The organism is Streptomyces albicerus, assembly GCF_008905045.1.
In the GTDB taxonomy this organism is placed as follows: domain Bacteria; phylum Actinomycetota; class Actinomycetes; order Streptomycetales; family Streptomycetaceae; genus Streptomyces; species Streptomyces albicerus.
In genome coordinates, this window is the sequence record NZ_VWMY01000110.1 from 1 (window position 1) to 24,091 (window position 24,091).

A 24,091-nucleotide genomic window follows, 5' to 3' on the forward strand; every position below is an offset into this window, starting at 1 on the left:
CAAGATCCAGTACCGCAGCAACCTCATCGATGGATGTCTCGCTGAAACCGGCCTCACCTCGACGACATCGCGCCAGCAAGGTCAGTAGAGCCAGTATGGCCGTGTCCTACGTGGTGAGGCGGACGTTGACCTGAACATGGGGCGGGGTACGTGGAGTTGGATTGTTCCGGACGGCCTGTGGGAGATCGCGAAGCCGCTTATCCCTCCGTCGTCGGCCCCCGGGCGGGATGAAACGTGGTTTGCGGCGATCATCTATGTGCTGGTCAGCGGCTGCGCCTGGCGGGCCCCGCCACCCTGCTTCGGAATCGCGAAGTCGACCGCGCATCATCGGTTCCTGATCTGGTCGCGGGCCGGCGTCTGGGGCCGCCCGCACGAAGCCGTGCCGCACCGGCTGGACGATGCCAGCCTGATCGACGTCTCGCGCGTGGTCCTCGACTCCGCTCACGTGCGGGCTAAAAAAAGGGGGGCGAACACACAGGCCCGAGCCCCGTGGACCGGGGTAAGCCGGGTTCCAAGATGCACGTCCTGTCGGACGCGAACGGAGAGCCCCTTCTCGTCGGCGTCTCGGCCGCCAACACCCACGACAGCGAGGGCCTGAAGCCATGATCGAGGATCATCAAACGAGACACGACCCCTGCCGCGGCCGGGACTTCAAGCGCCCAGCGCCTGCATGCGGACAAAGCCTACGACCGCCCGCTTCTCCCGCAGGCTCACCACATCCGGCGAGCGGTCCTGGACCGGATGCCGTGACCACCAAACCGAGACCTGCGACGCAGACATACCGCGCGTCATCGTGCAGGTGACCACCCAGCCGGCGCCCGAGCAGGACATCGACGCCCTCAACGGCATCCATGCCGCCCTGTTGCCCTACGGGTCCGTCTCAGCGAGCACCTGCTGGACTCCGGCTGTGTCACCCCGGACGTCATCCATCATGCCGCCCAGCACTGGGGCATCACCTTGGTCGGTGCGCCTCGATCCCCGGGGCGATCGCGGACACCCCGGCTTCGCCAAGGACGACTTCCGCATCGACTGGGAGAACCGCACCCTGGCCTGTCCGCACGGGGTGACCAGCCCGCTCTGGAAGCCCACCCACACCGACGGCCACGCCCGATTCTCCGTGCCCTTCCCCCGCAAAGCCTGCCGTGAGTGCGGGGACCGCCTCATGTGCACCGGGAACGTGGACGGCAAGGGTCACCACCTCACCCTGCTGCCCCAGCCCGTCCAGGAGATCCAGACCCGGGCCCGCGCCGAGCAGAAGGCCGAGGCATGGCAGCGCCGTTACGCGATGCGCGCGCTGCGAAGCCACCGTCTCCGAAACCGTCCACGCCCACGGACTACGCCATTGCCGCTACCGCGGGTTCGCGAAGACGCACGTCCAGCACATCCTCACCACCGCCGACACCAACCTCGTCCGGCTCAGCACCTGCTTCCCACCGGGCACAACGGCGCCCGCCCGCGTCCGCCCCGTCAGCCCCTTCCAACGGACCCGGTGGTCAACATCGTCGGAACGACAGGCTTTGAGTCCGCGGCCCCTTGCCCTCGGCGCGTCACAGGCCTGTGGCCGCCGTGGCGTGCACGGTCAGGCGGCGAATACTGACGGCCTCCCACGCCAGGGCCTCGTCATCGGACATGTCCCTGACGACGTCTATCGCCCGGTAGCGGTCGAAGAGACGGTTGAGGACGACCTCCGTCTCGAGCCGGGCGAGCGGAGCTCCTAGGCAGAAGTGGATGCCATGCCCGAAGCTGAGATGACGGTTGGGCCTGCGTCGGAAGTCGAAGCGGTCGGGTTCGCGGAAACGGTCAGGGTCACGGTTCGCCGACGCGAGCCACGGAACCACCAGGGCGTCGCGGGGCATACGTCGGCCGCCCAGTTCCACCTCGCGTGTCACGCGCCTCGTCACGCGTGGAAAGGACGGCCGGTAGCGCAACACCTCCTCGATCGCGACGGGCAGCGCCGCACGGTCCGCACGCAGCGAGACTGTCGCCTCGGGGTGCTCGTCCAGCGTTACCACGGCATTCGTGAGCAGGGCCGACGTCGTGAAATGCCCGGCGAGCAGCAGCAGGGCGACGATGCCGAGCACCTGGTCGTCGTCGAGCTGCCGGCCGTCATCCTCCGCCCGCACCAGGGCGCTGACGAGGTCGTCCTGAAGACGGGCACGCCGCTCGCCAATGTGCGCCAACAGGTAGGAGTTCATCTCCCTCAGTACGGGACCGAGCGTGTCGACACCGGCTCTGTCCGGCCGTACGACCGGGCCCTCGTTCTGGTTGAGTAGAGCGTCCGCCCACTGCCGGAACATGGCTCGGTCCTGCGCGGGGATGCCGAGCAACTCGGCGATCACGATGACCGGCAGCGGAACAGCCAGGGCCTCCACGATGTCGAACCGCTCGGCTCCGCCCAGCCCGTCCAGCAGATGGTCGGTGGCGGCGGCTATGCGCGGCGCGAGCCCCGCGACCCGGCGCGGGGTGAACGCCTGGGTCACCAACCCCCTGAGTTTGCGGTGTCGGGGCGGATCCGTGATCAGGAAGTTGCCCTGTGCATAGCGCTCGAAGTCCGGCTGGCCGGGGAAGACACCATCGAAGTCTGAGGAGAACGTCGCGGGGTCCGAGAGGACGCGCTCGACCTCCGCGTGCCCGAACACCTGCCAGGACCGGAGCCGCTCGTCGTAGTGGACGGAGCCGGTCTCGCGATGGTGCCGCATCCAGGTCAGCAGGGACCGCAGAGTGGGCTCACGCGACGTGTCCGCGATGGTCATCGGTTCAGTCGTCCAGGGCGGGGGCGGGCAGGGTGTCGCTCTTCGGTGACGCGGCGGGCCCGAGCAGGACGGGCAGGCGGCGACGGCCGTTGAGGGTGATCACCACACGGCGGCGCAATACGTCCCGGTCGGCGGCGAGTCGCAGCTCGGGGTGGCGCCTGATCAGGGTGGTGACGGCCACCTCGGTCTCCACCCGCGCCAGCGCGGCGCCCGTGCACCGGTGCCTGCCCCGACCGAAGGCGAGGTGCCCCGCATTGTCGTCCCGGTCCGGATCGAGCGTGTCGGCCTCGGCGAACCTGGCCGAGTCACGGTTGGCGGCCGCAAGCGACACGATCACCAGGCTGCCGGCCGGTATGCGCCGGTCTCCTATCTGGATGTCCTCGGCGGCGAATCGCCACACGCCCATCCGCGCCGACCCGTCGAACCGCAGGAACTCCTCGACGGCGGACGGCACGCGTCCAGGGCCTTCACGCAGAGCGGCCATGAGCTCGGGCCGTTCGAGCAGGCCCTCCACCATGTTTCCGATGAACGCGCCCGTGGTGTCGAAGCCCGCCACGAAGAGGTGGAACAGGACGGTCACGACGTCCTCGTCGGGGATGTCGTTCTTCGCCGCCAGATCCACCACATCCGCCATCAAGTCGTGATGAGGAGTGCTTTTGCGGTCCGCCACGTAGGCGGCGAGCAGCTCGAAGGACCGCATCGCCGAGGCCTGCAGCGCGCCCGTGTCGTGGTCGTCGTCGATCGACACGGTGTGGCGTACGAAGTCGAGGTAGACAGGGCGGTCGGACTCCGGCACCCCGACGATCTCGCACATCACGTTCACCGACAGCGGTACGGCGAACTGCCCCAGCAGATCCACCGGTTCGTCCGTCGGCAGCCGGTCGAGAAGGGAGTTCACGGTTCGTTGCACGAGCGGCCGCAGCTCCTCGGCGCGCCGTGCCGTGAACGCGCCGGCGACAGCGCTGTGGTAGCCCTCGTGTTCGGGCGAGTCCGCGCTGGAGAGGTTCCGTCCGTACGCGGAGATCATGTCGCCGGCGGGCGAGTTCCAGTCGAGGCTCTGCCAGGCCTCCGGGAATCGCCGGGTGTCGTGGACCAAGCGCTGGTCGGCGAGCGCCGACCTGACGTGGTCGTCCCGCGTAAGCATCCATGCGCTCAGGCCGTTGGGCAGCCGCACTTCGGCGACCGGCCGGTGCTCCCGGAACCAGCCGAGGACCGCGTGCGGGGCGTCCAAGAAGGCCTCGTCGAACGGCGCTTCAGGGTCCGCGGGGCGCAGGAGTGCGGGCTGCGCGCTGTCTGTGGTCGTCATGGTGACCGCCTTTCTGTGGAGCCACGAGGTCCGTGGGGCTCCGGGAGGTGGGTGAGCAGGAGTCAGAACATCGCGATCTCATGGTGGAGACCGGCCGCGCGGGACCGCCCGACCAGGATCTGGATCACTGGGTCCAGATGCTGGTCCGCGAGGCCGAGTACGTGCAGCAGCCGGTCCGGGTCGAAGCCGCAGTGTGCCTGGCAAGCCAGTGAGTCGGCCGCCGCCGACAGGTAGCAGCGCTGCACGGCCAGGCCCGCTTCCATGCCTTGGACGCGCAGCCAGCGGTCGCCGTAGTGCGGTAGTGCTGCCTCATAGTCGGTGAGGACCGTCAGGGCCAACGGACTGTGCACGATGTCGAACACCGCACTGGTCAGTGCCCGTTGGAGGGCAGGGCGGACGTCTCCGGCGGTGAGCAGGCCCAGTCGGCGTCCCTCTTCGGTGACGAGGTAGACACCCGCGTCCACGCCCTCGACCGCGCCGATCGCGGCGACGAACGCCGTCTGGGAGAAGGGTGTTCCGCCGGGAAGGTCGGACGCGTACGAGGCGTGCGCCCGTTGCAGCAGGCGGGCCAGTTCGGCATGGTTCAGGGGGCCTGGCCCGGCGAATCCCATGGACGTACGCCTGGCCGTCCAGCCGTCGGGGCGGCGCGGTGGCACGGGCAGGTCGGTCCAGGTCTCGATGCCCGCGGCCAGCCGGGGCAGCAGCGGGGGCAGGACGACACCGGGGCGTGAGGTCTCCGCACGCGCGGCGTCCTCCAAGGGGTCGCCGACGGTGCCCGCGTCGCGGTGTTCGTCAGGGGCCGCGAACGCGTCGAAGGCCTCGGTCAGTACGGCATAGCCGCGTGTGCGGTGGCTGTCGAGGTCGAGGCGACGGTCCAGGGCGTCGTCCGAGAACCAGTAGAGGACCTGGAGTTCCCGGCAGTCGGCCTCGGCGACGGCCAGCGCCTGCCCCACCATGACCCCGGCATCCAGGCATTGCAGCCGGTAGGCGAACTCCCCGTATTTGAAGCGGGTCCGCCACGGTGTCACGGCGACCACGAGCGCGCTCGGGTCCTCGGTGACCCGAGCTCTCCGGGCAGTGGGGGGCACAGACAGCGCGTGGTGCAGCGGCTCGTACCGGCCCGCGGGTATCCGCGGTAGCAGGTCTCCGGGCAACACGTGCAGTTCGACGGGGTAGCGCTGCCCAGCAGAGGAGACCACCCGGTGGACCGGACCCAGGAAGCGGTTCCCGCCGCACGGGATCCCTGCCTCCCAGCGAAGCCGCGAGACTCCGGCCGTACGGCGCAGGACGGACGCCAGCCGCGTCGGGCCCGGCTCGCCGGGGCCGCCGTCGGCCGCACAGCCCGTGCCCGTCGGCAGGGCGACCAACTCGCGTCGGTCGCGGTCGGGGCGCTCCGCCGGCAGCCGCGACCAGTCGACGTCCTGCGGAATCCGCGCCCCGGTGCGGTTGTCGCGTGCGTAGCGTAATGCGGCGGAGCCCGCGGTGCCCTTCGCCAAGTCCCGGGCGCTGGAGCCGAGATAGGGCCTGGCATCCGCGTACCGCTCGACGAGGTCTGCGACGAGGTGGCAGAGAGCGAGCCGCTGGGCCGGTACGACACCGAGCCGTGTCATGTGCAGATAGCCCCAGTTCACCAGCACGCGGTGCAGACGGAGGACGGGATCCTGGGCGGCGGCCACCATCCAGCGCGGGTCGCGTTGCAGGGCGCGGTGGAACTCACTGTGCCGCAGCACGTCGTCGTCCCACGTCGTTTCGCCGTGTCGGCCGGCAAGCGGCAGCCGCAGCTCTTGTGCGGCCAGGAGCGCTCTGGCGTCGGGCACGAGGTCCTCGATCCCGTCGAGGAACGCTGCCAGGCCGGGCGGTTCCGCTCCCGCGTCGTCGCCTCCGGTACTCAGCAGCTGCTCGGCGAGCGGTCGCAGGATCGGGACCCACCGACTGCTGAACTGCTGCAGCCTGTGCTGCAGTTCGTCGGGGCGGGGGGATTCCATAACGGCTCCCTCCGCATGCGAGCGATAGGACATCCCGCCGAGCCGCAGCTCCCCGGGGAAACGCGATGCGATACGGAGCATGAGGGTGACGGCGGCGCGTGCACGGTACCCTCCGCCGACCGTTGAGGGTGCGTCCGCGAGGGTGCGCAGGGCTGTGCGGGTGGACAGATGGTGGAACCGGTCGAACAACTCGACGGCAGCGGGACCGCCCAGAACCGCCGAGCGGTCCTGGTGTTCCACGGCCAGCAGGGAGTTGTCCGGCTGCGGCGGCAGTTGGTCGGTGACCGCCTCACGCAGCGCCAGATCCGAAGAGGACGCTGCGGGGGCCCGCTGGCCGTCCGGGGCCGCGGCGAGGTGGTTGAGGCAGCGGGCCCGCAGATCCCCAGCGACCTGGTCCGCCCGCTCCTTCTCGACCAGCAGGGCGACCCGGATGTTGGGGCCGCCCTGCCATTCCCGGAAGAAGTGCTGGAGGCGGCAGTGGCGGGCGCTGTCCCGGAACAGGGGTGCCAGCAGACCGGTGAGCAGTCCGTCGGGGTCCGCACGGTGGTAGAGGCGGTGGTCCAGCCATACGACGGGTTCGGTCGAGTCGGTCATCCACGGTCCTTCGCGGTGAGAGCCAGGGCGGTCCAGGCCGCCGCCGCCTCCTCGAGCAGGTTCAGTCCGAGGCGGTTGCAGTGGGTGTGCCAGGCGTGCAGCACGGTGCGCGACGAGCCGTAGGGCCCGTCGATGGCAAGGCACTGGTCGCCGAGGCCGGTGCTCCACCGGGACGGGGGCGGCCAGGACGCGGCGAGCGCGAGCCGGCTGCGGTGCCGTACCTCTTCGGCTTCGGCGCCGGCCAATCGGTGCGCCCACGCGTCGACGGCGTCGTTGAGCGGGAGGACTTCCGGCCGTGCGGACGCGCCGAGGACGCTGCGCAGGGTGTCCACGGCGTGGCGCAGCCTGGCCTGCCAGCCCCGGCTCTGGTGCAGGCGCAGGGCGACCGTGCTGGAGACGGTCAGGAACGACAGTGTCCGCGGCTGGTCCGTGCACTCCGGCGCGTCCGGCATCCAGGCGCCGGAGAAAGGTTCGACCCGGACGGTGCGGGACGGCCGTAACGGTGCGGCGGGACGGCCGGTCGTCTCCCGGCGGAGCACCCAGGCGACGGACGCCGCGTACTCGGCCTCTCTGAGCTCTTCGCGCTCCGGGTTCTGTTCGGCCCAGTGCTCCGCGGCCGCGCACAGCAGTTCCAGCGCGCGGGTGCGCTGCCCGGCCGACGAGCACAGCACCCGAAGCCGTACGTGTGGTCCGCCCTCCCAGTAGCGCAGGAAGAACCATGCGTGGGCGCCGACCGCGGCGGCCACCGTGTGCAGGTGTCCGGCCAGGACGGCGAGGTGGTCGTCGAGATCGCTGTGCGCGTACACATGGACCGACAGCCATACCGGCGCGGCGACGGGTTCGGCTGGCATCTCAGGCATCCACCTCCCAGACGACTTCAGCGGGCCATCCCGTGCCGTGTGCGTCAGGGGGCAGATGCGAGGTGTCCGGCAGTACCTCCTGAAAGAGGAGCCTCTGTGCCGTGCGGCGTGTCATCCGTTCGAGCTGGAGCATTCCAAGGGGCGAGGCGAGGTCGAGGGGCATCGGCTTGCGATGCTTGTCCGCCCCGGGGCCGTTGGTGGCGCGCACGAACGACCATTGGGGTATGCCGGAGGCGCGCCGCCACGCGTCGACCCGTACCGCGTGTCCCAGCCGGTTCTCCCCGGCGGCGCGCCGCGGCACCTGGTCCGACTCGGCGATGACGGTACGGCGCATCAGCACCACATCACCGAGCTCCACTCTCGGCACGATGCGACAGCCCGCCTCGGTCAGCCGTCCTTCGGGGGCGACGACGGGCTGCACGCGGTGCTCGGGCGGTGGCCCGAACATGCGCAACAGCAGCCGCAGCACCGGCGGATGATGGAAGTCGGCCATGCGTCCCCGGGGGACGACGCGCAGCTTCCGGCCCCGGTGGGTGAGCTGCAGGCGGCCGTCTCCGGCCACGACGCAGCAGTCCCGCGCTTCCAGCCGGTCCGCGCTGGAGGAAGTTCCCTGACAGATCATCAACTCAGGGAGTGCGCCCAGGACGCGGAGGTTGACGTTGCTGTCGGCGACCGCGGCCAGCTCCACGTCGAGCAGGCCGGGCAGCGGGGTCGGCAGGCCGCTGCGCCAGGCGGTGCTCTCCTCCTCGTCCGCGCCGAGGCGGGTGAGGATGCGCTGGAGGTGGGCGCTCGCCCGCCCGGAGCCGTCCTCCACCGAATTGACGACGAACATCGGACGACCGCCCAGTCGCACCGGATGACCGTAGAAGGCGAGTCGGGTCGTGAGGCTCTCCTGGTGGGGCGGAGCGAGTGGCAGCGAATCGATCCGGATCACGTCGTCGTCGATCGGTGACTCCGACAGCAGCCGCCGCAATGACCGCAGACCCGGATCCGTTGCGGGCGGCAGCCGGAAGTCGCCGCTCCACAGCTCGTCGACGCCGGGGGCGCGGACCAGCTCGTGCAGCGCGACGGGCAGCGGAACGGGGCGATGCGCGCCGAAGACAGCGACGAGATGGTCTTCCGCGCGAGCACGCGCCGTGGCCCAGGGGTCAGTATGGCCGATCCAGGTCGCGACGGAGTGCAGAGAGGATTCCAGGGGCAGCCAGTCCTCCTCGTTCAGTGCGAGCCGCCCGTCGCGCAGCACGGTGTCGGCGAAGACCGGCGCACCTTGCTCCAGAGCCGCCGTCGGCCAGGAGAGCCGACTGCTCAACGAGCGCAGGGTGTCAGCCAGTTGCGGGAGAGCCTCCGCCGCGGAGTCCAGGTGTGCACAGGCCTCGGCGGCGTCCGCCACGTCGAGCAGGATCGTGGCGGCTTCCGGCGTCGTGCCGGTGCGGCGCGCCGCCGCGCGCAGCGGGTCCGGGTCCTGGACGGAGGTCTCGTCGACGGGTACCAGCAGTCCCGCACCGGTGAGGCGCGCGAGAGTCCGGTCCGACTCCGCCGGGTCCCCTGCGGTGGCGTCCGCGAGGATCCGCACGGCGGCATCCCGGGTCCTGCCGCCGTCCGGCCACTGGGCGATCAGATCTTGGAGCGTATGGTCGAGGCGGATACGACGTACCGCGTCGCAGGCCGGGGCGATGACGTAGAGGGCACCGTTCGCGGACACCACGCTGGGATTGACCACCAGCCGCGTGCCGGGAGCCAGTTGACCCAGCAGGGTGAGAGCGATGAAGGCGTTGAGCTCGGCGTGGTGGGCACGCTCCCGTACGTCTCCCTCCCACCGGTCGGGGCCGGGGTGGAAGACGCCGCGGGCCCAGGCGCTCAACGTCCCGCGCGGGGTCGTCTTGAGCGAGGCCCGGGTCGCGAAAGCATAGGCACTGAGCGTGGTGTCAAGGTCGGGGCGGGCTCCGCGGTCAAGAGCGGCCACTGCCTGCCGGAGTGCGGTGGCCAGTGGTGAGGCCGACCGGGTCAGTTCCCGGACGACGGGCGGGAGGCTCGCCGCACGGACCGCGGCGGCGCCGGTGCGGTCCAGCTCCGCGCTCCAGATGCCTTCGGCCCAGTCCGTCGTGTGCTCGGCCTCTTCCTGCAACCGGCTCCAGCGGCGCACGGCCTCCTCAGCCTCGGGAGGTAGCAGGGACACGAGCTTGTCCGCCAGCCGGCGGGCTCGTGGTGCGCGCCCCGAGTGGATCGAGCGGCGTAGTTCGAGGACGGCGCTGCGGTCACGCCCGGGCGGCAGCGTTCCGACAACGCCGTGCAGCACGTCGGAACAGCGTTCCGCCTGAAGACGTGCCGTTTCGCGGGCGGTTCGGCAGCTCTCCAGTACCGCCGTCGAGCGCGGCGAGCGCAGGGACGTCACTGCGTCCGCTGGAAAGGCGGGCACGCGGACCACGAAGGGCGCGCTTCTCATCTCGCTCACAGGCCTCCGTCCAGTGCGAACCGGTACCGTGCCGAGGGGCGGCGACGGCTCAGCAGAACGGCGAAGGGGGCGATCCAGGGCCCGGTGCCGCACAGTTCGCGCAGAGGACCGGTCAAGAAGCCGTTGTGGACCCTGGCGACCAGTCCCTCCGCGCTCGCCGCCATCAGCAGCCGTTGCGCGGCTTCCCCCGTACGCAGATGCAACTCGACGTAGGCTCGTGCGCCGTGGTGGCGGAGCCACTCTGCAAGGTCCACCGCGACGAACACCGTCGCGGGGGCGAGGTGGCCGTTGGTCGACGCGACCATCTGGCAGCGCCGCAGGAACCGGACGGTCTCGGGGCCCGCCAGCAGGCGCCGTACGGATCGCGGCCCAGCCAGGCCTGGGGCGTCGTACCAGAAGAGACCTCGCTCATCCCCCGTCACGTTCAGCGCAGCGGTGACCAGCGACGGTGCGGGTCCCCCGTGCCAGAAGTCCGGGAACGCGGTGCCGAAGGCGGCCGAGCGCAGCCGGTCCAGCGTGCCGCGGCCCAGGGGCTGCGGCGAGGGGATGAAGCCGGGGTCGCCGGAATCGCGTGCGGCACGCAGTCGCCGCCAGGGTACGCCCACCGGCAAGTGGTCCTGGAACCCGTCCGGTTGAACCGTCGCGCCGTCCGCGGGACGGGGCGCTGGCCGGATGCCGGTCACGGAGCGTGCGACCGGCCGGGTGCCGGCGAACGCCTCGTGGGCGGCCGCCGACAGCGGGCCCAGATCCGCAAGCGGCGGGCAGCTGCGGTGTACACCGGCGGCGCGGACGTCCGCAGTTGGAAACACCACCGCGGTCCGCGGACCGGACACCCGGATCGCGGCCATGGCGCACTCGTGCTGTCCGTCCAGGCCCAGCAGCCGGTCCAGCTCGTGCGGCGTACGGATGCGGTCGGCCTGCACCCGCAGGCCCAGCGCGCGGGCGGCCAGGAGCAGGCCCCCCAGCAGCAGACCCGTTTCCTGGCAGACGAGCCGGTACGCGTAGTCGCCGTAATGCGCCCCGGTCGCGCCCGTTTCTGCGGTCACGACGCACTCGATCCGCGTCCACCGTGCGTGCCGGAACGGTACACGGCTGCGCATGTGGTGGTGCTCGGGATGGTAACGAGCGATGTCCGGCTTCTCATCCTCCCGGCCCCAGCCGATGATCCGGACCGAGCATGGGAAGACGCAGCGGGCGGACGGTGCGATCCGGTGGTGGCGCCAGGCCGACTGCGGCCCGAACTCCACGGACGAGACGCCGGCACCGAGCGAGAGAAGACCGGCGAGTGCATGCCGGTCGAGCGGCGTGCCGGTCTCCGCTGGTCGCGGTCCGGACCGCACGCCGGACGGCGTCGCCCCGGGCCCGTACGGCCCCGCCGCGGACCAGTCCACGGTCGGGTCGGACGCCGGACGCGGCAACGGCCGTATCCACTCGGACACATGGGAGGCCCGGGTCCACGGCGGCGGATCGACGGGAAGCCCGCTCGGGACCGCCGACGGCATGCGGTCAAAGGTCAGCTCCGCGTACCGGGCGGCCACGACGGCCGGCTGGGCGGTGATGGACGGCACGGTACTCACGGGAACGGATGCGGGTGCGGGTTGAGGTCGGCCCGCGTCAGGGGTGCGGTGGCCTGGCCCAGCAGGACGGGGGCGTGCCGGAGGCGGTCCAGACCGTTGAGCCTGCGCGCCCAGTGTCCGAAGGTCATCGGAACAGCTCCGGGCACCAGGACCTTGACGCAGCGGAAACCGCCGAGCCTGTGCTCGGGTGTGGTCTGGTCGACCACCAGCACGTCGAGGCCGGCCTTGCCGATACGGTCCACCACGTCGGCGAGGTCCTGGCGCAGGTCCATGTGGCGGTCCGGAGGCAGTTGCCTCTCCATGGCCTCGGCCAACGACACCCGGGCCCGTGGACGTAGCAGGAACTCGAAGCGGTCGAAGGCCTCGGGGGCGCAGTAGAGGAGCCGGTGGTCCTCCATGTGCCTGACCGTCTCGGGGTCCTGGAGCATCCCGCTGACGCGGTGCCGCTCCGCCCGGTAGGCGGGCGGGAACTCCGCGGTGAACGGCGCGAGTTCGAGCAGCGCCGAGCGGAACGCCTGCCGCAGGTCCAGATGAGCGCCGCCCGCGCACAGTGCCCGGGGCTGCCCTTCCCGCTCCGCCTCGTCCACCGCCAGCACCCAGACCGCGGGGATCCCGAGGTCGTTCGTGATGTCGTACAGCCGTATGCGGTAGCCGCTGAGCCATTCGATGCGCTCCACCATCAGCGCGAGAGCGGTGTCACGGCGGGGATCGAGGAGCACTTCGACGGGGTTGAGCCGGCAGTACCACGTCAGCAGGAAGGCGTCCCGTTCCGCGATCTCGAAGACCCCGTGCAGTGCCGCCTCCGTCGGACTCGAACCCAGCGCACACCCGTTTGAGATCTCGTAAGCGAGTGCCGGCTTGCCCGTCGGCCGGTACAGGGGCTCGTAGTACGCGAAGCACTCCGGCACCAGTACGGGACGGTCCTGTCCCAGGGACCGGCCCCAGACCCAGGGCAGTTCGAGGTCGTCGGTGAACTCCTGGAAGGGGTAGCCGGGGGTCCGGTACTGCTCCGGATCGTGCAGCCCGAACCGCCTGGGGTCGACGGCGTCCGCGCCCAGGCTCGCCAGGTCTGCGTACATCACCGTCCGGCGTCCTCCGGGCTGGGCGCCTCCCACCCGCTCGAGTCCCTCGGCCAGGGCGGTCGTCTCGGCGGCCAGGAAGCTGGTCTGCCGCCCGAAGCCGATCTCCTGTGTGGTGGTCACCCGTAGCCCTGCCGGGGCAGTGGCCGTCGGGAACAGCCCATGCGCGCTGCGGCGCAGCCGGCGGATCAGACCGGCGTCCTCGTTCACATACAGGCCGCGCAGCCGCTCCGCGTCCGACAGCAGATCCGCACCGCGGTAGCGGTCGGCCGTGGCCTTGGGCGCCGGAGTGTCGAACTCCGCGCCGGACAGAGCCTCGTCGTCCGGCAGGTCGGAGCAGAACGGGCACAGCGGGTCGGGCAGGAACTGCCCCGGTATCACAGCGAGGTCCTTGAGCCGGAGCGTCAGAAAGTCACGGTGCGGACCGTTCTCCTGCTCGTCACGGGCCAGGAGCTGCGCCACCAGGTCGTCGACCACGGACATCAGCAGGGCATGGCGGTCCGTGAAGCTCACCGAGCCTTCCTGGACCCGCTGACGTATCCGGGGGAACGCCTCGGGGCGGCAAGCCGCGCACCGCGTGACCAGACAGCGCACGCATCCCCGGACTCCGCGGCGCACGACTGGGCCCACCACGATCCGGCCCGGTTCCCACCACGCCGTCACAACGGTACGGCCGCCGGCCACCTCCGCCTCGAGCCGGCGGAGTTCCTCCTCCACCGGCGGCCCGGGAAGGACACGCACAGCGGGGCCGGTCACCGGTTCGGTTACCGTCACGACGCCTCCCGTTCGCCGGCCGGAACCACGAGTACGGCAACGCAGTGCGTACGGCCGGCTGCACGTAGCACAGGGTGGGTCTCCAGCGATAGGGCAAGGAGCCGGGACGCGGGCGGCATCGCGTCTGCCGCCAGCCACCGGGCGGCGCGGGCCAGAGCGATGGTGGATCCGGCCGCATCGGTGTGAGGTGTACCCCCAGGGTCGTGGCCGGGTACGGCGGACTCGTCGCCGATGGCGGCAGGCTCGCCACCGACGGTGATGGTCTCCGTCGGCTCGCCGTTCACCTGTTCGTGCAGCCCGCGGACGGCGTCGTACAGCGCGTCGCCGCCGGCGGTGGCCGCCGACGGCCCGGCTCCCACACCGACGAGCCCGGAACCGCAGTCGGCCCGCACGATCGCGTAGCCGTCGGCGTCGCAGAGCGTGCGCAGGGTGGGCCGGTGCCCGGCGGCTTCGAGGATATGCAGCAGTCGGGGCACGTCCGGACCGGCCGGGGTGCACCGCGTTCCCTCTCCGTACGGTCCGTCGCGCAGCAGCCGCCTGGCGGCGCGGCCGAGCGCTGAGGCCGCCGCGACACTCCATGCGGCCGCCGAGGCGGTGGACATCCGGGCGTTGTCGTCGTGCACAAGGTGATACGGGACCGTCACAGGTTCGCCGGTGGCAAGGTCCACGGCTTCCACGAGCTCGGCGGCCGCACGTCCCGCCGTGCCCAGCGTCCCGTGGAGACTGGCGGACTCCGCTGCGGCCAGGACCGCCCCGACCCGCGCGGCGGCGAGGTCCAGACCGTCGCCGACCGCCTCGACGGATCGGCCGGGAGCGGCGGGCAGGGCCACTTCGGCCCGGCATCGGTGCAGAGGGATCTGTGCGAGCGCTTCCTCGTCCACGTTCCTGATCAGTCCGACCGTTCCGTCCACGAGTCGGCTGAACACCTGGGAAAGTTCGGCACGTTCGGACTCCGTCGGCGGCAGCGCCGCGAACCACTCCCCCGGCTCCTCGGACTCCCCCGGCTCGGCGGAGTCACGGTCGTCGGCGGTGAGACGGTCGAGGGAGGCGAGGTTCACCTCCTGGGTGACAAGGGTGGCCAGATCCACGCGTACCGCGCGCTCCCGGAAGTCGTCGGCCGGCACGCCCGTGAGCGCCTTGAACACCGCGAAAGCCAGCTGCGCCGCGACGATCCGGGCTGTGGGCTCGGCCAGGAACGCGCTGCGCCGACCGGTTCCGTCGAGCCCTGCCTCGGCCCACAGGTCGGGACCGCGCACGCGGGCACCGGGCTCGCACGTCGGGCCGAGCCACACATCGTCCCCGGCCACCACACCGTGGAGAACAGTCGTACCCGCCTGTGCGCACCACGCGTCGAGGCGGCGTGCCAGACGCGGGTCGAAGTCGTCGGCGAAGTGCAGCACAATCTCCTGGGTCTCGATCAGGTCGGCCAACTCGCCCTCGGTGGCGCCCTTTTCGGAAGGCAGCAGCGCCGTCCTCAGGGACAGCGACGGATCCCGCTCCCGTGCCGTCTCCACGGCGGACTCGTACCCGGGACGCTCTGATGCCGGGCCCGTCAGCACCGCCGTCGTCCGGCGGTTGCCGAGCTGGACCATGGCGCGAACCAGACCGTCGAAGACCAGTCCCGCCCCCACACACAGCACGGGGGTGTCCCGGAACGCCTCGTACCGCGCCGCGGGCGAGTCGCGGAAGTACTCGATGAAGGCCAGCTCTCCCGCGTAGTCCACCAACTCCCGGTCGGTCAGCCCATGGGGGCGGTCGGTGGCCGCGTCACGGACGAAGCCGGCTTCCTCGAGGCGCCGCAGCAGGACGCGCACCTGCTCGGCCACTGCCGGAGACAGGCCGGACAGCAGTCGGCCCACCTCCTTGGTTCCGTCGAGGTGGGGCGCGATCCGACTCACCAGCTCGTACGAGGACTTGCCCCGGATGGTCAACGACGAGGCATTGCACAGCAGGAAGGCACCGTCGTCGTGGGGGACCCACAGGGCGTCGCTGCGGAGCCTGGGCCGCGAGGTGTCCCCCGGAAGCGGACGGGCGGAGGGTTCCGAGATCGTCGGACTCTGCATACATCCCTCTTCAGGTCGGGAACGGCCGGCCCGCTGACGGCGGACCGGCCGCGCAACGCGATCAGGTCGAGCAGCTGCACACCGAGGTCGAGCAGCAACATGACGCGCCGACCTCGGTCAAACCGTGGCCCATGCGCAGCGACTCCAGGCCGCCCTCGGAGTCCGTCGAGAACTCAAGGCTCTCCACATCGAGGTCGCCGAGGTCCAGAGACGGGCTGTCGACCGCACTCACGACCGCACCTGCGATCTGCTTCTCCATTTCGTGCCTCCCTTCCATCAGATTGCCGGGATCAGGACGGCTCGACTCTCGCCGACCTGTCCGTGTGCCGGCATCACACTCGAAGGGTCAAATGCCCCGGTCTCTGCCTAGTCGGAGTTAGTCCGAAGTGGACCAGGAGACGGCGTGATTGCACCACCGCGTCGGCGTAAGGGTTCTGACGGAAGTACTCTCGTGTGGGTAGCTTCGTCCGAGTAGTACTCCGATGCCCGGAGGTCCGCCTGTGGCCGTCGTGAACACCAGTCGACTCTTCGTGCTGGGGACGCTCGCCGAATGGGGACCCATGCACGGTCACCAGATCTTCCGGCTGGCGGAGCGCTCCAGCGCCGAGTTGTGGAGCACGATTCGCGCCAGCGCCATCTACGGCGTGCTCTCCCGGCTGGACGAGGAGGGCTTGATCGAGGCTCTGCGTGTCGAGCGCCCCGGGCGGTTCCCCGAACGGACGGTGTATGGGATCACCGAGCAGGGGAGGGGCGTTTTCCATGAACTTCTCTCGAATGCACTGCGATGGATACCCACAGGAGGCTCGGATCCCTTCGACGTCGCACTCACGGTGCTGCCCGTAACGCGATTCACGGAGCTGGCCGAAAGCATCGAGCACCGGATGTCGACGCTGCGGCGTGAGCTGACGGGATTTCAGGACACCGAAATCGAACTGAGTGCGGATCCGAATATTCCACGAGCTGCGGTGGCCATAGTCCGTCATATGATTCACCGGCTTCAGTGCGAAATCGCGTGGCTGACCGATCTGACGGACATGCTTCCTGAACTGCACCAGGAATTCAGCAACATACGGCATGACACGACGGATCGGCGCAACTTTTAGACACACTGACAGGGGGAAAAGTTGCAAATCGTTCTGTACAGCCTGTCCCCGGTGACCAAGCTTGGCATCACCACAGCGCTACGCGAGGCTCCCAGCGTCTGCGCATCCGAGCATCTCACCGACGTCGACGACCCGGGCGACGTCCACTCGCTGATCCGGCAGGGTCAGGTGGAGCTCGTCATTCTCGATCCCACACAACCCACGCTGAACGCGGGGCTTGCGCTCTGCCGGGAGCTGAAGGGGCACAGCCGGCCGCCTTCCGTGCTGGCCTTCTGCCAAGGCGTGACACCACGCGACGTCCTTCTCTCCCAACTCTCCGGCATCGACAGTTTCGTCCATGCCAACGAATACCCCGACCGTCTGGCCACGGCGGTGCAGTCGACGCTGTGCGGCTCCAGGGAATGGCTGATAGGCCCGCTCGAAGGGCCGTCACTCCCCTCGGCAGAGGAATTATCATCACTGACACCCCGCGAACAGGAGGTGCTCTGGCTGCTCGCGGAGCGATGTACCAACAAGCAAATAGCGCACCTTCTCTCCATCAGCAGCAACACCGTCAAGAATCATGTGGCCGCCGTACTCCGCAAACTCTCGGTCAGACACCGATCCGAACTCTTCGCCGAAATCAGCCTCCCTGCGCAGCAGCGTTATGTACGAGGCTGATCCGCCGACGGTCGCGGCGCTGTCCGAGCCCGCACTGCTGTGGCAGGCGGCCGCACGTCGGCTGCGAATCGGGGCGGGGCAGGCGGCGGCAGAACTCAGCCTGCTCTCTGGCCGCGGCGTCCTGGTGCTCTTCGACCCCGACGCGGGCCCGGCCGGCGAACTGGTGCGGGAGTGCGTGGACAACGGGCGCTCGGCGGTATGGCCGATTCCCGCCGACGCGGCCCCCGATGCCCCCGTACGTGCGGCGCGGGAGATCCTCGAACGGCAGCCCAGTAACGTCGCCGTGCTCGGCGGCGGCTCTGCCATGGACACGGCGAAGCTGGCCGTGGCCCTCGCGGCGGGCAGCGAACCGCGATTCTCCCCGGGACCGCGCTCCGGTCTCGCGCTGCTCACTCGGGCGACTCGGGCGGCGCCCACGCTAACTGCCTTCCCGACCACGCTGGGCACCGGGTCCGAAACGAGCGCGGTGGCACGTCTACCCCTCGGCGGGAAGCGCTCGCGGCTCGTCTGCTCACCGGCCCTGCGCCCCACCAGTGCAGTGCTGGACCCGTATCTCACCGGCACGCTGCCTCGACCGCTGCTGGCCGCCGGGGCGCTGGAACTTCTCCTGCGGCTCGTCGGACCGCTGTTGGGCCCGCACCGGATGAATGCCGCGGCGGCCGAGTGGCTCCTGGAGTGCGCCGCCACAGTGATGCACGGTGCGGACACCCTGCTCGTGGCGGACGGACGACCAGCCGAGGAGTCACCGGCCGCCGTACGGGAGCGGCTCGCGTCGGTGAGCGCCGCTTCGCACCAGGTCTGGGCCCGGGTCGGCGGCTCACCGTTCGCCTTCCTTCTCTGGTACCTCGCGGACACGGCCGCCACGGCGACTGGCACGGCCAAGAACGCGGCGCTCGCCTGGCTGTTCCCCAGCTATCTGGAGCGCGCGGTGAGCGCGCACGGACCGTCGCCCTGGGCGGATGGCAACAGGTCTCGGCGCGTGGTGCGCAGGCTGTTCCCAGAAGCCAGATCTGACCCGGCGGGCAGCAGTGCCGCCGCTGCCGGGCTGTTGCGGCGATGGGGCATCGCCCCGGTCGCCCCGGCCGGTGCCGACGCGGTCGGGCTGGGGCGCGACGCGGTGTCCTCCTGGCCCCGGGCTCTGACCGGGATCACGGCCCGGGACGCGTCCGAGGCGTACGCGGCCGCGTCGGACCCCGTGTCCTGAGCCGCTCCTTCAGCCCCGGCGCAGCGAGCCGACGGCCCAGCGCATCACGAGCAGGGTCAGCCCCACCGAGAAACCGAGCGCGACCACAATGGACGAGTCGGAGAAGTCTCCCGACATCGCGGCCCGGGAGGCTTCGACGACATGGTAAAAGGGGTTGGCCTGCGCGATGTCTCTGAGCCAGCCGGGCGCCAGACCGAGCGGCAGCACCACGCCCGAGAGCAGCAGCAGCGGCAGGCTGAGGAAGCCCATCGACTGCGACATCATGTTCTCGTCGCGCAGGGTGAGTGCGACTGCGTAGGAGAACGACGCCGTCATCACGACAACGATGACGAACAGCCCGAGTGCCAGCAGCAGACCGCCGAAGTCCGCGTCGAGTCCCATGGCGAAGGCGATCAGGAGAAGGATCCCCGCCTGCACTCCGAGGGCGAGCACATCACGCAGCGCCTTGCCCAGGATGAGCGCGGTGGGGCGCATGGGTGTCACCACCATCCGCTCGACCACCCCGGCGCGCAGTTCGGAGATCAGCTCGAATCCCGTGTACAGCGAGCCGTAGAGAGCCAGCATGACCAGCAGGCCCGGTGCGAAAAGGTCGAACGCGTCGGACGAACCGAGGCCGGGCCCGGTCAAGCTGTCCAGCAGTGGTCCGAACAGGAGCAGCCACAGCAAGGGCTGCATGATTCCCACCACGATGACGACGGGCGCCCGCAGCAGACGACGGGTCTGGTAGACGAAGACGAGGCCGGTGTCGCGTAACACATGCGTCCTTTCTCAGGTCAAGGCTCGTGCGGCGTAAGGGACTTCACCCGGCGGCAGTGCGGGACCGTCACACGCCGTACGGAGATCCGGCGGCCGGAGCCGTCTCGGTCGGGCCAGTGGTGCGCAGCGACGATCCGGTGTACCGGAGGAAGACATCGTCGAGGCTGGCCGATTCGAGCCCCACGGACTCGACCGCCACCGCGTATTCGTCGAGGGTGCGGACCAGAGCGGGGATCGCATCTGCGCCGTTCTCGACGTACACGCGCACGGCGCCCGGCGCCTCTCGCACTTCGCGGGCGAAGGAGAGCGACTCCAGGGCTGCCTTGACCCGCTCCGTATCCTGCTCGCCGACCGAGACGGTCACCGCGTCGCCGCTGATCTCACGCTTGAGTCCGGCCGGGCTGCCCGAAGCGACGATGCGGCCCTGGTGGATGATCGCCACCCGGTCACAGAGCGCATCGGCCTCCTCCAGGTAGTGGGTGGTGAGGAAGACCGTGGTCTGCGCCTCACGCAGCGCGCGCACTTCCTCCCACAGAGCCGCGCGGGACACCGGGTCCAGGCCGAGCGTGGGTTCATCAAGGAACAGCACCTGGGGCTGGTGGACCAGCCCGAGTGCCAGCGCCACTCTGCGACGCTGGCCGCCCGAGAGGGTCCGGGGCAACCGGTCGGCGAGGTCTGACAGACCGAGCGCGGTGAGTATGCGCTCCACTCGCCCCTGGGTTTCGGTGCGGCCGAGCCCGTTGAGCCGTGCCTGGAGGAGCAGGTTGTCGCGAACCGGCATCCCTTCGTCGGCTCCGCCCGCCTGCCCGACGTAACCGATGAGGCGGCGTGCGCGCCTGGTCTCCCCGGGCAGTTCGCAACCGGCGACGCGGACACGACCCGAGTCGGGCGGGAGCAGTGTGGCGAGCATACGGACCGTGGTCGTCTTCCCGGCCCCGTTCGGTCCCAGGAATCCGAAGATCTCCCCTTTCCCTACGTGCAGGTCGATGCCGCGCACCGCCTCCACCTGCTTCCCCCGCCGGCGGAATCCCCGGCTGAGCTTCTCCGCTTCGATCACTGTCGCCCCTCCCCCTGTCACGCGTGGTCCGGTCGGCGCCGTCCGCCGCCCGACGGTTCAGATGTCGAGTTCCTCGACCGGCTGCTGCTGCGAGTTGGCCTCCGCGACACGCGCCAGCTCCGGCGGAACCGCCCCCTTGAGGTCGTCGAGGTTCTCGTACACGTCGAGGCTCAGCTCGGCGCTGTCCGCGACACCCCAGTCGGACCAGGAGTCGAGATGGGACACGTTCTCCCAGAATTCGATGGAGTTCCGGGACTCCCGCCCCTCCGCGCCGCCCGCGCCAGGTTCACCCGTCCAGAGCTCTGTGGTGGACTCCGCGGACGGGGTGTCGCTCTCGTCAACTCGCTTGCTGTACACGGCGAACCTGCCTCTCCTGGTCTGGTACACGGCGAACCACTCGCCGCTGCGGCCGTCCGAAGCGCGCTTGCGTCTCTGCGCGACGAGCCGTGCCACGAAGCGCTTGCGGTGGTAGACCCCGTCTCGCCCCACGCGGACCTCGACCTCTTCGTAGCCCTGGAGATGGGCTTCTTTGAGCTCGACGAAACGGCGCAGGGCCTGGCCGATGACGCCGGAGAGATTTCCTCCGGTCAGGTCCTGGGCACGCTGGAACAGCGCGACATCGCCTTCGGCCACATAGATCGTCCTGTTCGGCACGACCACTCCTTATGTGCATGCGTATACGTATACGTATACTCTAGCGGTCGACGCACGCTCCCGCCAAGCCGGAGGGCGCTGAGCTCGTCGACGCGTCCGGTTCTGTCCCTTGTGACCGGAGTGCACCCGCCCGTATCGTGCGCCGAAATCCGTGGGCCCAAGGGGAGAGCGGGCCGCGAGAGACCAAAGAGGGGGATCCATGGCGCAGAGCACGTCCACGACGCCTGCCACCGCGGCGGCCGAAATCCTCAACACCCTGTACAGCGCCTCTTTCACGACCCAGCTGATGCGAGCGTTCGTCAAGTTACGGATCGCCGACCATCTCGCCGCCCAGCCACGCAGCGCGACCGAACTCGCCGAGGCCCTTAGTGCGCATGAGGGCGCCATGGCCTCCTTCCTGGACGCGTGTACGGCGCAGTCCCTGGTGACACCGGGGCCGGACGGCACCTACGCGGTGACCGACCGCGGCACGCTGCTGCGTTCCGGCTCTGCCCTGGCATCCCACGTTCTGTACGCGGCGGGCCCGGGTATGAATCGCGCCTACGAGCACATCGCCGATGTCGTACGGACCGGGCAGTCGGGCGGCGAAGTGGCGGGGCAGCATCTGTACGAGTACTTCGGCCACCATCTCGAGGAAGGCACCGCGTTCGAGGAGGTGATGTCCGAGACGACCCGGGACTGCCTGGACGCGCTGGTGACGGTTCACGACTTCTCGGGCTACGGACGCATCGTGGATGTCGGAGGCGGCAGGGGCACCCTTCTCAGCCGCGTTCTCGAGGCGGCACCCAAGGCCACGGGCGTTCTGTTCGACATGCCCCATGTGATCGAGATGGCGAAGACCTCGCTGCCGACGTTCGCACCCGCCGGCGTGGTGGACAGGATCGAGTTCGCCGGAGGCAGTTTCCGAGAGTCCGTACCGTCCGGAGGCGACCTCTACACGCTGAAGAGCATCGTGGTCGACTGGTCGGACGAGGAGGTCGCACGTCTCCTGGGCCGTCTGCACGACACCATGGCACCGGGCACCCCTCTCCTGATCGTGGACTGGTTCCGCCAGGACTCGCCGAGCAACGGCGGAACGGGCGCCGGCTACGAGGCCATCGGCAGCTTCTCCGCATGGACGCTATGGGGTGGCCGACTGCGCTCCCGGGGGGAGTTCGAGCGCATCCTCACCACGGCTGGGTTCAGCGTCGACCAGGTGACCGCCGGTTTCGCTCCCTGTCTCTTCCCATGGAACCTGATCGTCGCACGCCGGTGACTCGCTCTTCGTCTGCGCGGGAGCCGCCGCCCTGAGCAGGGTCGGGGGCCCCTCCCCATGTGGAGCGTGCACCCCGTGACGGTGGCCGACGCCAGCCGGCGCGTTCCGCAGGAGCGAGATCTGGACGTGCTGAGGCCCGGCGGGGTGGGCTGGCAGCTCATACGAGAACTCGCTTCGCACGTGCATGTCGAGATCGCCCCCGGGGGCAAGACGTTCCAGGCAACCGTGCCCCTGTCTAAGTAGCGAAAACTGCGCATCCGCCTCGACGTGGTGCTGGAGGAGAACGCGGAGCTACGCGAGGAACTCGCCTGGCTGCGGGCCGACAACGCGCGCCTGCGCAGTCTTGTGGACCCGGGCGTCCACACCGGCGCTTCCACGAGGCCGTCCGTGCCCGAGCTCGTCCCGGTGTTGCCCGTCTACGGGGCAGGCGGGCTGCCGCACGCGGACGCCTCCTCCATCGCCGAGATCGGGAAGAGTTCGGCTGCTGGGACGAGCAGACTCGGGGGACGCTTCCTCTTCTGGCCCTGACGTTGTTCAGCGGCCCCAGGGGACGGCTTGGGTTCTATAGGTCGTTGCAACACCTGTCCTGAGGGATGTTGCGATGACCAAGTCACGTCGGACCCGTAAGAAGCGTGGACCTGCTCCGTTGGCGGAGAAACGTGATCAATACCTTCGGCTCATGGCGCAGGGAATTAGCAACTCGGCCGCGTGCCGCGAGGTAGGCATCAACCGGAGGACGGGGACCCGATGGAGGTACGGGCGCAAGGACACTGACCGGACTGGACGCGAGCGGTTCTACCCACCCATCGCCGAGGAGCGGGCCTCCGACGCAGTCTCGCCGCGCTACCTGTCGGAGGACGAGCGGATCACCATCGCCGACCTGCTGCGGGCCAAGAAGTCCCTGCGCGCGATCGCCCGCGAGCTTGGTCGCGACCCTGCCACGATCAGCCGGGAGGTGCGGCGCAACCGCGACCCGCTCACGGGCAAGTACCACCCGTTCAAGGCTCAGCGGCGAGCTGCCGTGCGTCGTGCCCGCTCCAAGGAAGGCAAGATACGGCGCGATCCGGAGTTGAAGCAGTTCATCCAGCAGCACCTGGACCGGCGCTGGAGCCCGGAACAGATCAGCCAGGTTCTGCGCTCCGCCTTCCCGGGCGAGCCGGACCGCCACCTGGCGCACGAGACCATCTACCAGGCGATCTACCTGCCGCACCGCGGCGGCCTGGAACGCAAAGCCGGCGTGCTGCGCTCCGGCCGCCGCGCCCGGCACCGCCGTCGCCGCGTGGATGAGCGCGCCACCCGCTTCATCGACCCAGGCGCCCTGATCAACCAGCGGCCCGCCGAAGCCACGGACCGTCAGGTCGCCGGCCACTGGGAGGGCGACCTCATCGTCGGGCAGGGCAACCGCTCGGCCATCGGCACCCTGGTCGACCGCACCACCCGCTACGTCAAGCTCCTGCACCTGCCGCACGGCCGCACCGCCGAGCACGTCCGCGACGCTCTCGTGCACGCCTTTGTCGAACTGCCGGCCGAGCTGACACGCTCGCTGACCTAGGATCAAGGCAGCGAAATGGGACGGCGCGACGAGTTCACCCGCGCCACCAACATCCCGATCTACTTCTGCGAGCCGGCCAGCCCCTGGCAGCGCGGCTCGAACGAAAACACCAACGGCCTGCCGCGACAGTACTTCCCGAAGGGCACCGCCCTATCGATCTACAGTGCCGAAGATCTCGCCTTCGTCGCCGCTGAACTCAACGACCGCCCCCGCAAGATCCTCGGCTGGCAGACACCCGCCGAGCTCTTCACTAAGCTCGTCGCAACACTGGAATGATCACGTGTTGCGACGCTCACTGGAATTCGCCCTTTCCCAGTCTTCCCTTCTCCGCCGCACGGCGTGAAGCGGTCAAGGCCGTTCTCTGCTTCCACCACACCCCGGGTCCGCCGCCCTTCCTACCTGCCGCT

The 24,091-nt window shown here is 69.9% G+C and carries 17 protein-coding genes and 3 pseudogenes; 8 read left to right on the forward strand and 12 right to left on the reverse strand.

Annotated elements, in window-relative coordinates; translation table 11 throughout:
• Positions 1-136 precede the first annotated feature (136 nt).
• Positions 137-726 (forward strand): annotated as a pseudogene (locus tag GAS53_RS50495) (IS5 family transposase); the annotation flags it as partial.
• Between the two features lie 205 nt (positions 727-931).
• Positions 932-1,406: pseudogene (locus GAS53_RS58670) on the forward strand (transposase); the annotation flags it as partial.
• A 141-nt stretch (positions 1,407-1,547) separates the two neighbouring features.
• Here GAS53_RS58670 and GAS53_RS50505 read toward each other — a convergent pair.
• The 9 genes from GAS53_RS50505 to GAS53_RS50545 all read right to left on the reverse strand — a co-directional run bounded on the left by GAS53_RS50505 (position 1,548) and on the right by GAS53_RS50545 (position 15,702).
• Positions 1,548-2,753: a cytochrome P450 gene (locus GAS53_RS50505; RefSeq protein ID WP_151484581.1), complete on the reverse strand. Its 1,206-nt coding sequence runs from the start codon at positions 2,751-2,753 to the stop codon at positions 1,548-1,550.
• 4 nt (positions 2,754-2,757) lie between these two features.
• Entirely contained in the window at positions 2,758-4,059 is a 1,302-nt protein-coding gene (locus GAS53_RS50510) for a cytochrome P450 (protein ID WP_151484582.1), read from the reverse strand.
• Positions 4,060-4,121: 62 nt separating this feature from the next.
• On the reverse strand, positions 4,122-6,638 hold the full coding sequence (locus GAS53_RS50515; RefSeq protein WP_151484583.1) for a lantibiotic dehydratase C-terminal domain-containing protein: 2,517 nt from the start codon (positions 6,636-6,638) through the stop codon (positions 4,122-4,124).
• Positions 6,635-7,489, reverse strand: a complete 855-nt coding sequence (locus tag GAS53_RS50520) for a lantibiotic dehydratase C-terminal domain-containing protein (protein WP_192583653.1) — start codon at positions 7,487-7,489, stop codon at positions 6,635-6,637. Before GAS53_RS50520 ends, GAS53_RS50515 begins: the two co-directional genes overlap by 4 nt.
• A 1-nt stretch (position 7,490) precedes the next feature.
• Entirely contained in the window at positions 7,491-9,950 is a 2,460-nt protein-coding gene (locus GAS53_RS50525) for a lantibiotic dehydratase (RefSeq protein WP_151484585.1), read from the reverse strand.
• Positions 9,947-11,518 (reverse strand): nitroreductase family protein, encoded by a 1,572-nt coding sequence (locus tag GAS53_RS50530; RefSeq protein WP_151484586.1) that lies wholly within the window; start codon positions 11,516-11,518, stop codon positions 9,947-9,949. Before GAS53_RS50530 ends, GAS53_RS50525 begins: the two co-directional genes overlap by 4 nt.
• Before the next feature lie 5 nt (positions 11,519-11,523).
• Positions 11,524-13,380, reverse strand: a complete 1,857-nt coding sequence (locus GAS53_RS50535; protein ID WP_192583654.1) for a TOMM precursor leader peptide-binding protein — start codon at positions 13,378-13,380, stop codon at positions 11,524-11,526.
• The gene (locus GAS53_RS55795) at positions 13,377-15,443 is read right to left on the reverse strand and encodes a hypothetical protein (protein ID WP_192583655.1); all 2,067 of its coding nucleotides are present in this window, start codon (positions 15,441-15,443) and stop codon (positions 13,377-13,379) included. Before GAS53_RS55795 ends, GAS53_RS50535 begins: the two co-directional genes overlap by 4 nt.
• A gap of 61 nt (positions 15,444-15,504) precedes the next feature.
• Positions 15,505-15,702, reverse strand: a complete 198-nt coding sequence (locus GAS53_RS50545) for a thiomuracin/GE37468 family thiazolyl RiPP peptide (RefSeq protein ID WP_151484589.1) — start codon at positions 15,700-15,702, stop codon at positions 15,505-15,507.
• Positions 15,703-15,943: 241 nt separating this feature from the next.
• Here GAS53_RS50545 and GAS53_RS50550 point away from each other — a divergent pair, with 241 nt between their 5' ends.
• Genes GAS53_RS50550 through GAS53_RS50560 form a run of 3 tightly spaced genes read left to right on the forward strand, consistent with a single transcriptional unit; the run spans position 15,944 to position 18,410 of the window.
• Positions 15,944-16,546: a PadR family transcriptional regulator gene (locus GAS53_RS50550; RefSeq protein WP_192583656.1), complete on the forward strand. Its 603-nt coding sequence runs from the start codon at positions 15,944-15,946 to the stop codon at positions 16,544-16,546.
• Positions 16,547-16,597: 51 nt separating this feature from the next.
• Positions 16,598-17,206 (forward strand): response regulator transcription factor, encoded by a 609-nt coding sequence (locus GAS53_RS50555; protein ID WP_192583657.1) that lies wholly within the window; start codon positions 16,598-16,600, stop codon positions 17,204-17,206.
• The gene (locus GAS53_RS50560; protein ID WP_192583658.1) at positions 17,193-18,410 is read left to right on the forward strand and encodes an iron-containing alcohol dehydrogenase; all 1,218 of its coding nucleotides are present in this window, start codon (positions 17,193-17,195) and stop codon (positions 18,408-18,410) included. Before GAS53_RS50555 ends, GAS53_RS50560 begins: the two co-directional genes overlap by 14 nt.
• A 9-nt stretch (positions 18,411-18,419) precedes the next feature.
• Here the strand turns inward: GAS53_RS50560 and GAS53_RS50565 are convergent, their stop codons facing one another.
• From GAS53_RS50565 to GAS53_RS50575, 3 genes are all read right to left on the reverse strand, one after another.
• Positions 18,420-19,166, reverse strand: a complete 747-nt coding sequence (locus tag GAS53_RS50565; RefSeq protein ID WP_151484593.1) for an ABC transporter permease — start codon at positions 19,164-19,166, stop codon at positions 18,420-18,422.
• A gap of 67 nt (positions 19,167-19,233) precedes the next feature.
• A complete protein-coding gene (locus GAS53_RS50570) occupies positions 19,234-20,223 on the reverse strand; it encodes an ATP-binding cassette domain-containing protein (protein WP_151484594.1) in 990 nt (329 codons plus the stop codon).
• Positions 20,224-20,280: 57 nt separating this feature from the next.
• Positions 20,281-20,877: an EXLDI protein gene (locus tag GAS53_RS50575; protein WP_192583659.1), complete on the reverse strand. Its 597-nt coding sequence runs from the start codon at positions 20,875-20,877 to the stop codon at positions 20,281-20,283.
• Positions 20,878-21,076: 199 nt separating this feature from the next.
• Between GAS53_RS50575 and GAS53_RS50580 the strand changes: the two genes are divergently transcribed.
• The 3 genes and pseudogenes from GAS53_RS50580 to GAS53_RS50595 all read left to right on the forward strand — a co-directional run bounded on the left by GAS53_RS50580 (position 21,077) and on the right by GAS53_RS50595 (position 23,960).
• A complete protein-coding gene (locus GAS53_RS50580) occupies positions 21,077-22,132 on the forward strand; it encodes a methyltransferase (protein ID WP_151484596.1) in 1,056 nt (351 codons plus the stop codon).
• A 267-nt stretch (positions 22,133-22,399) separates the two neighbouring features.
• Positions 22,400-22,660 carry a hypothetical protein gene (locus GAS53_RS50585; protein ID WP_151484597.1) on the forward strand — a complete coding sequence of 87 codons (261 nt, stop codon included), beginning with the start codon at positions 22,400-22,402 and terminating at the stop codon, positions 22,658-22,660.
• A 163-nt stretch (positions 22,661-22,823) separates the two neighbouring features.
• A pseudogene (locus GAS53_RS50595) lies at positions 22,824-23,960 on the forward strand (IS30 family transposase).
• The last annotated feature ends 131 nt before the right edge of the window (positions 23,961-24,091 follow it).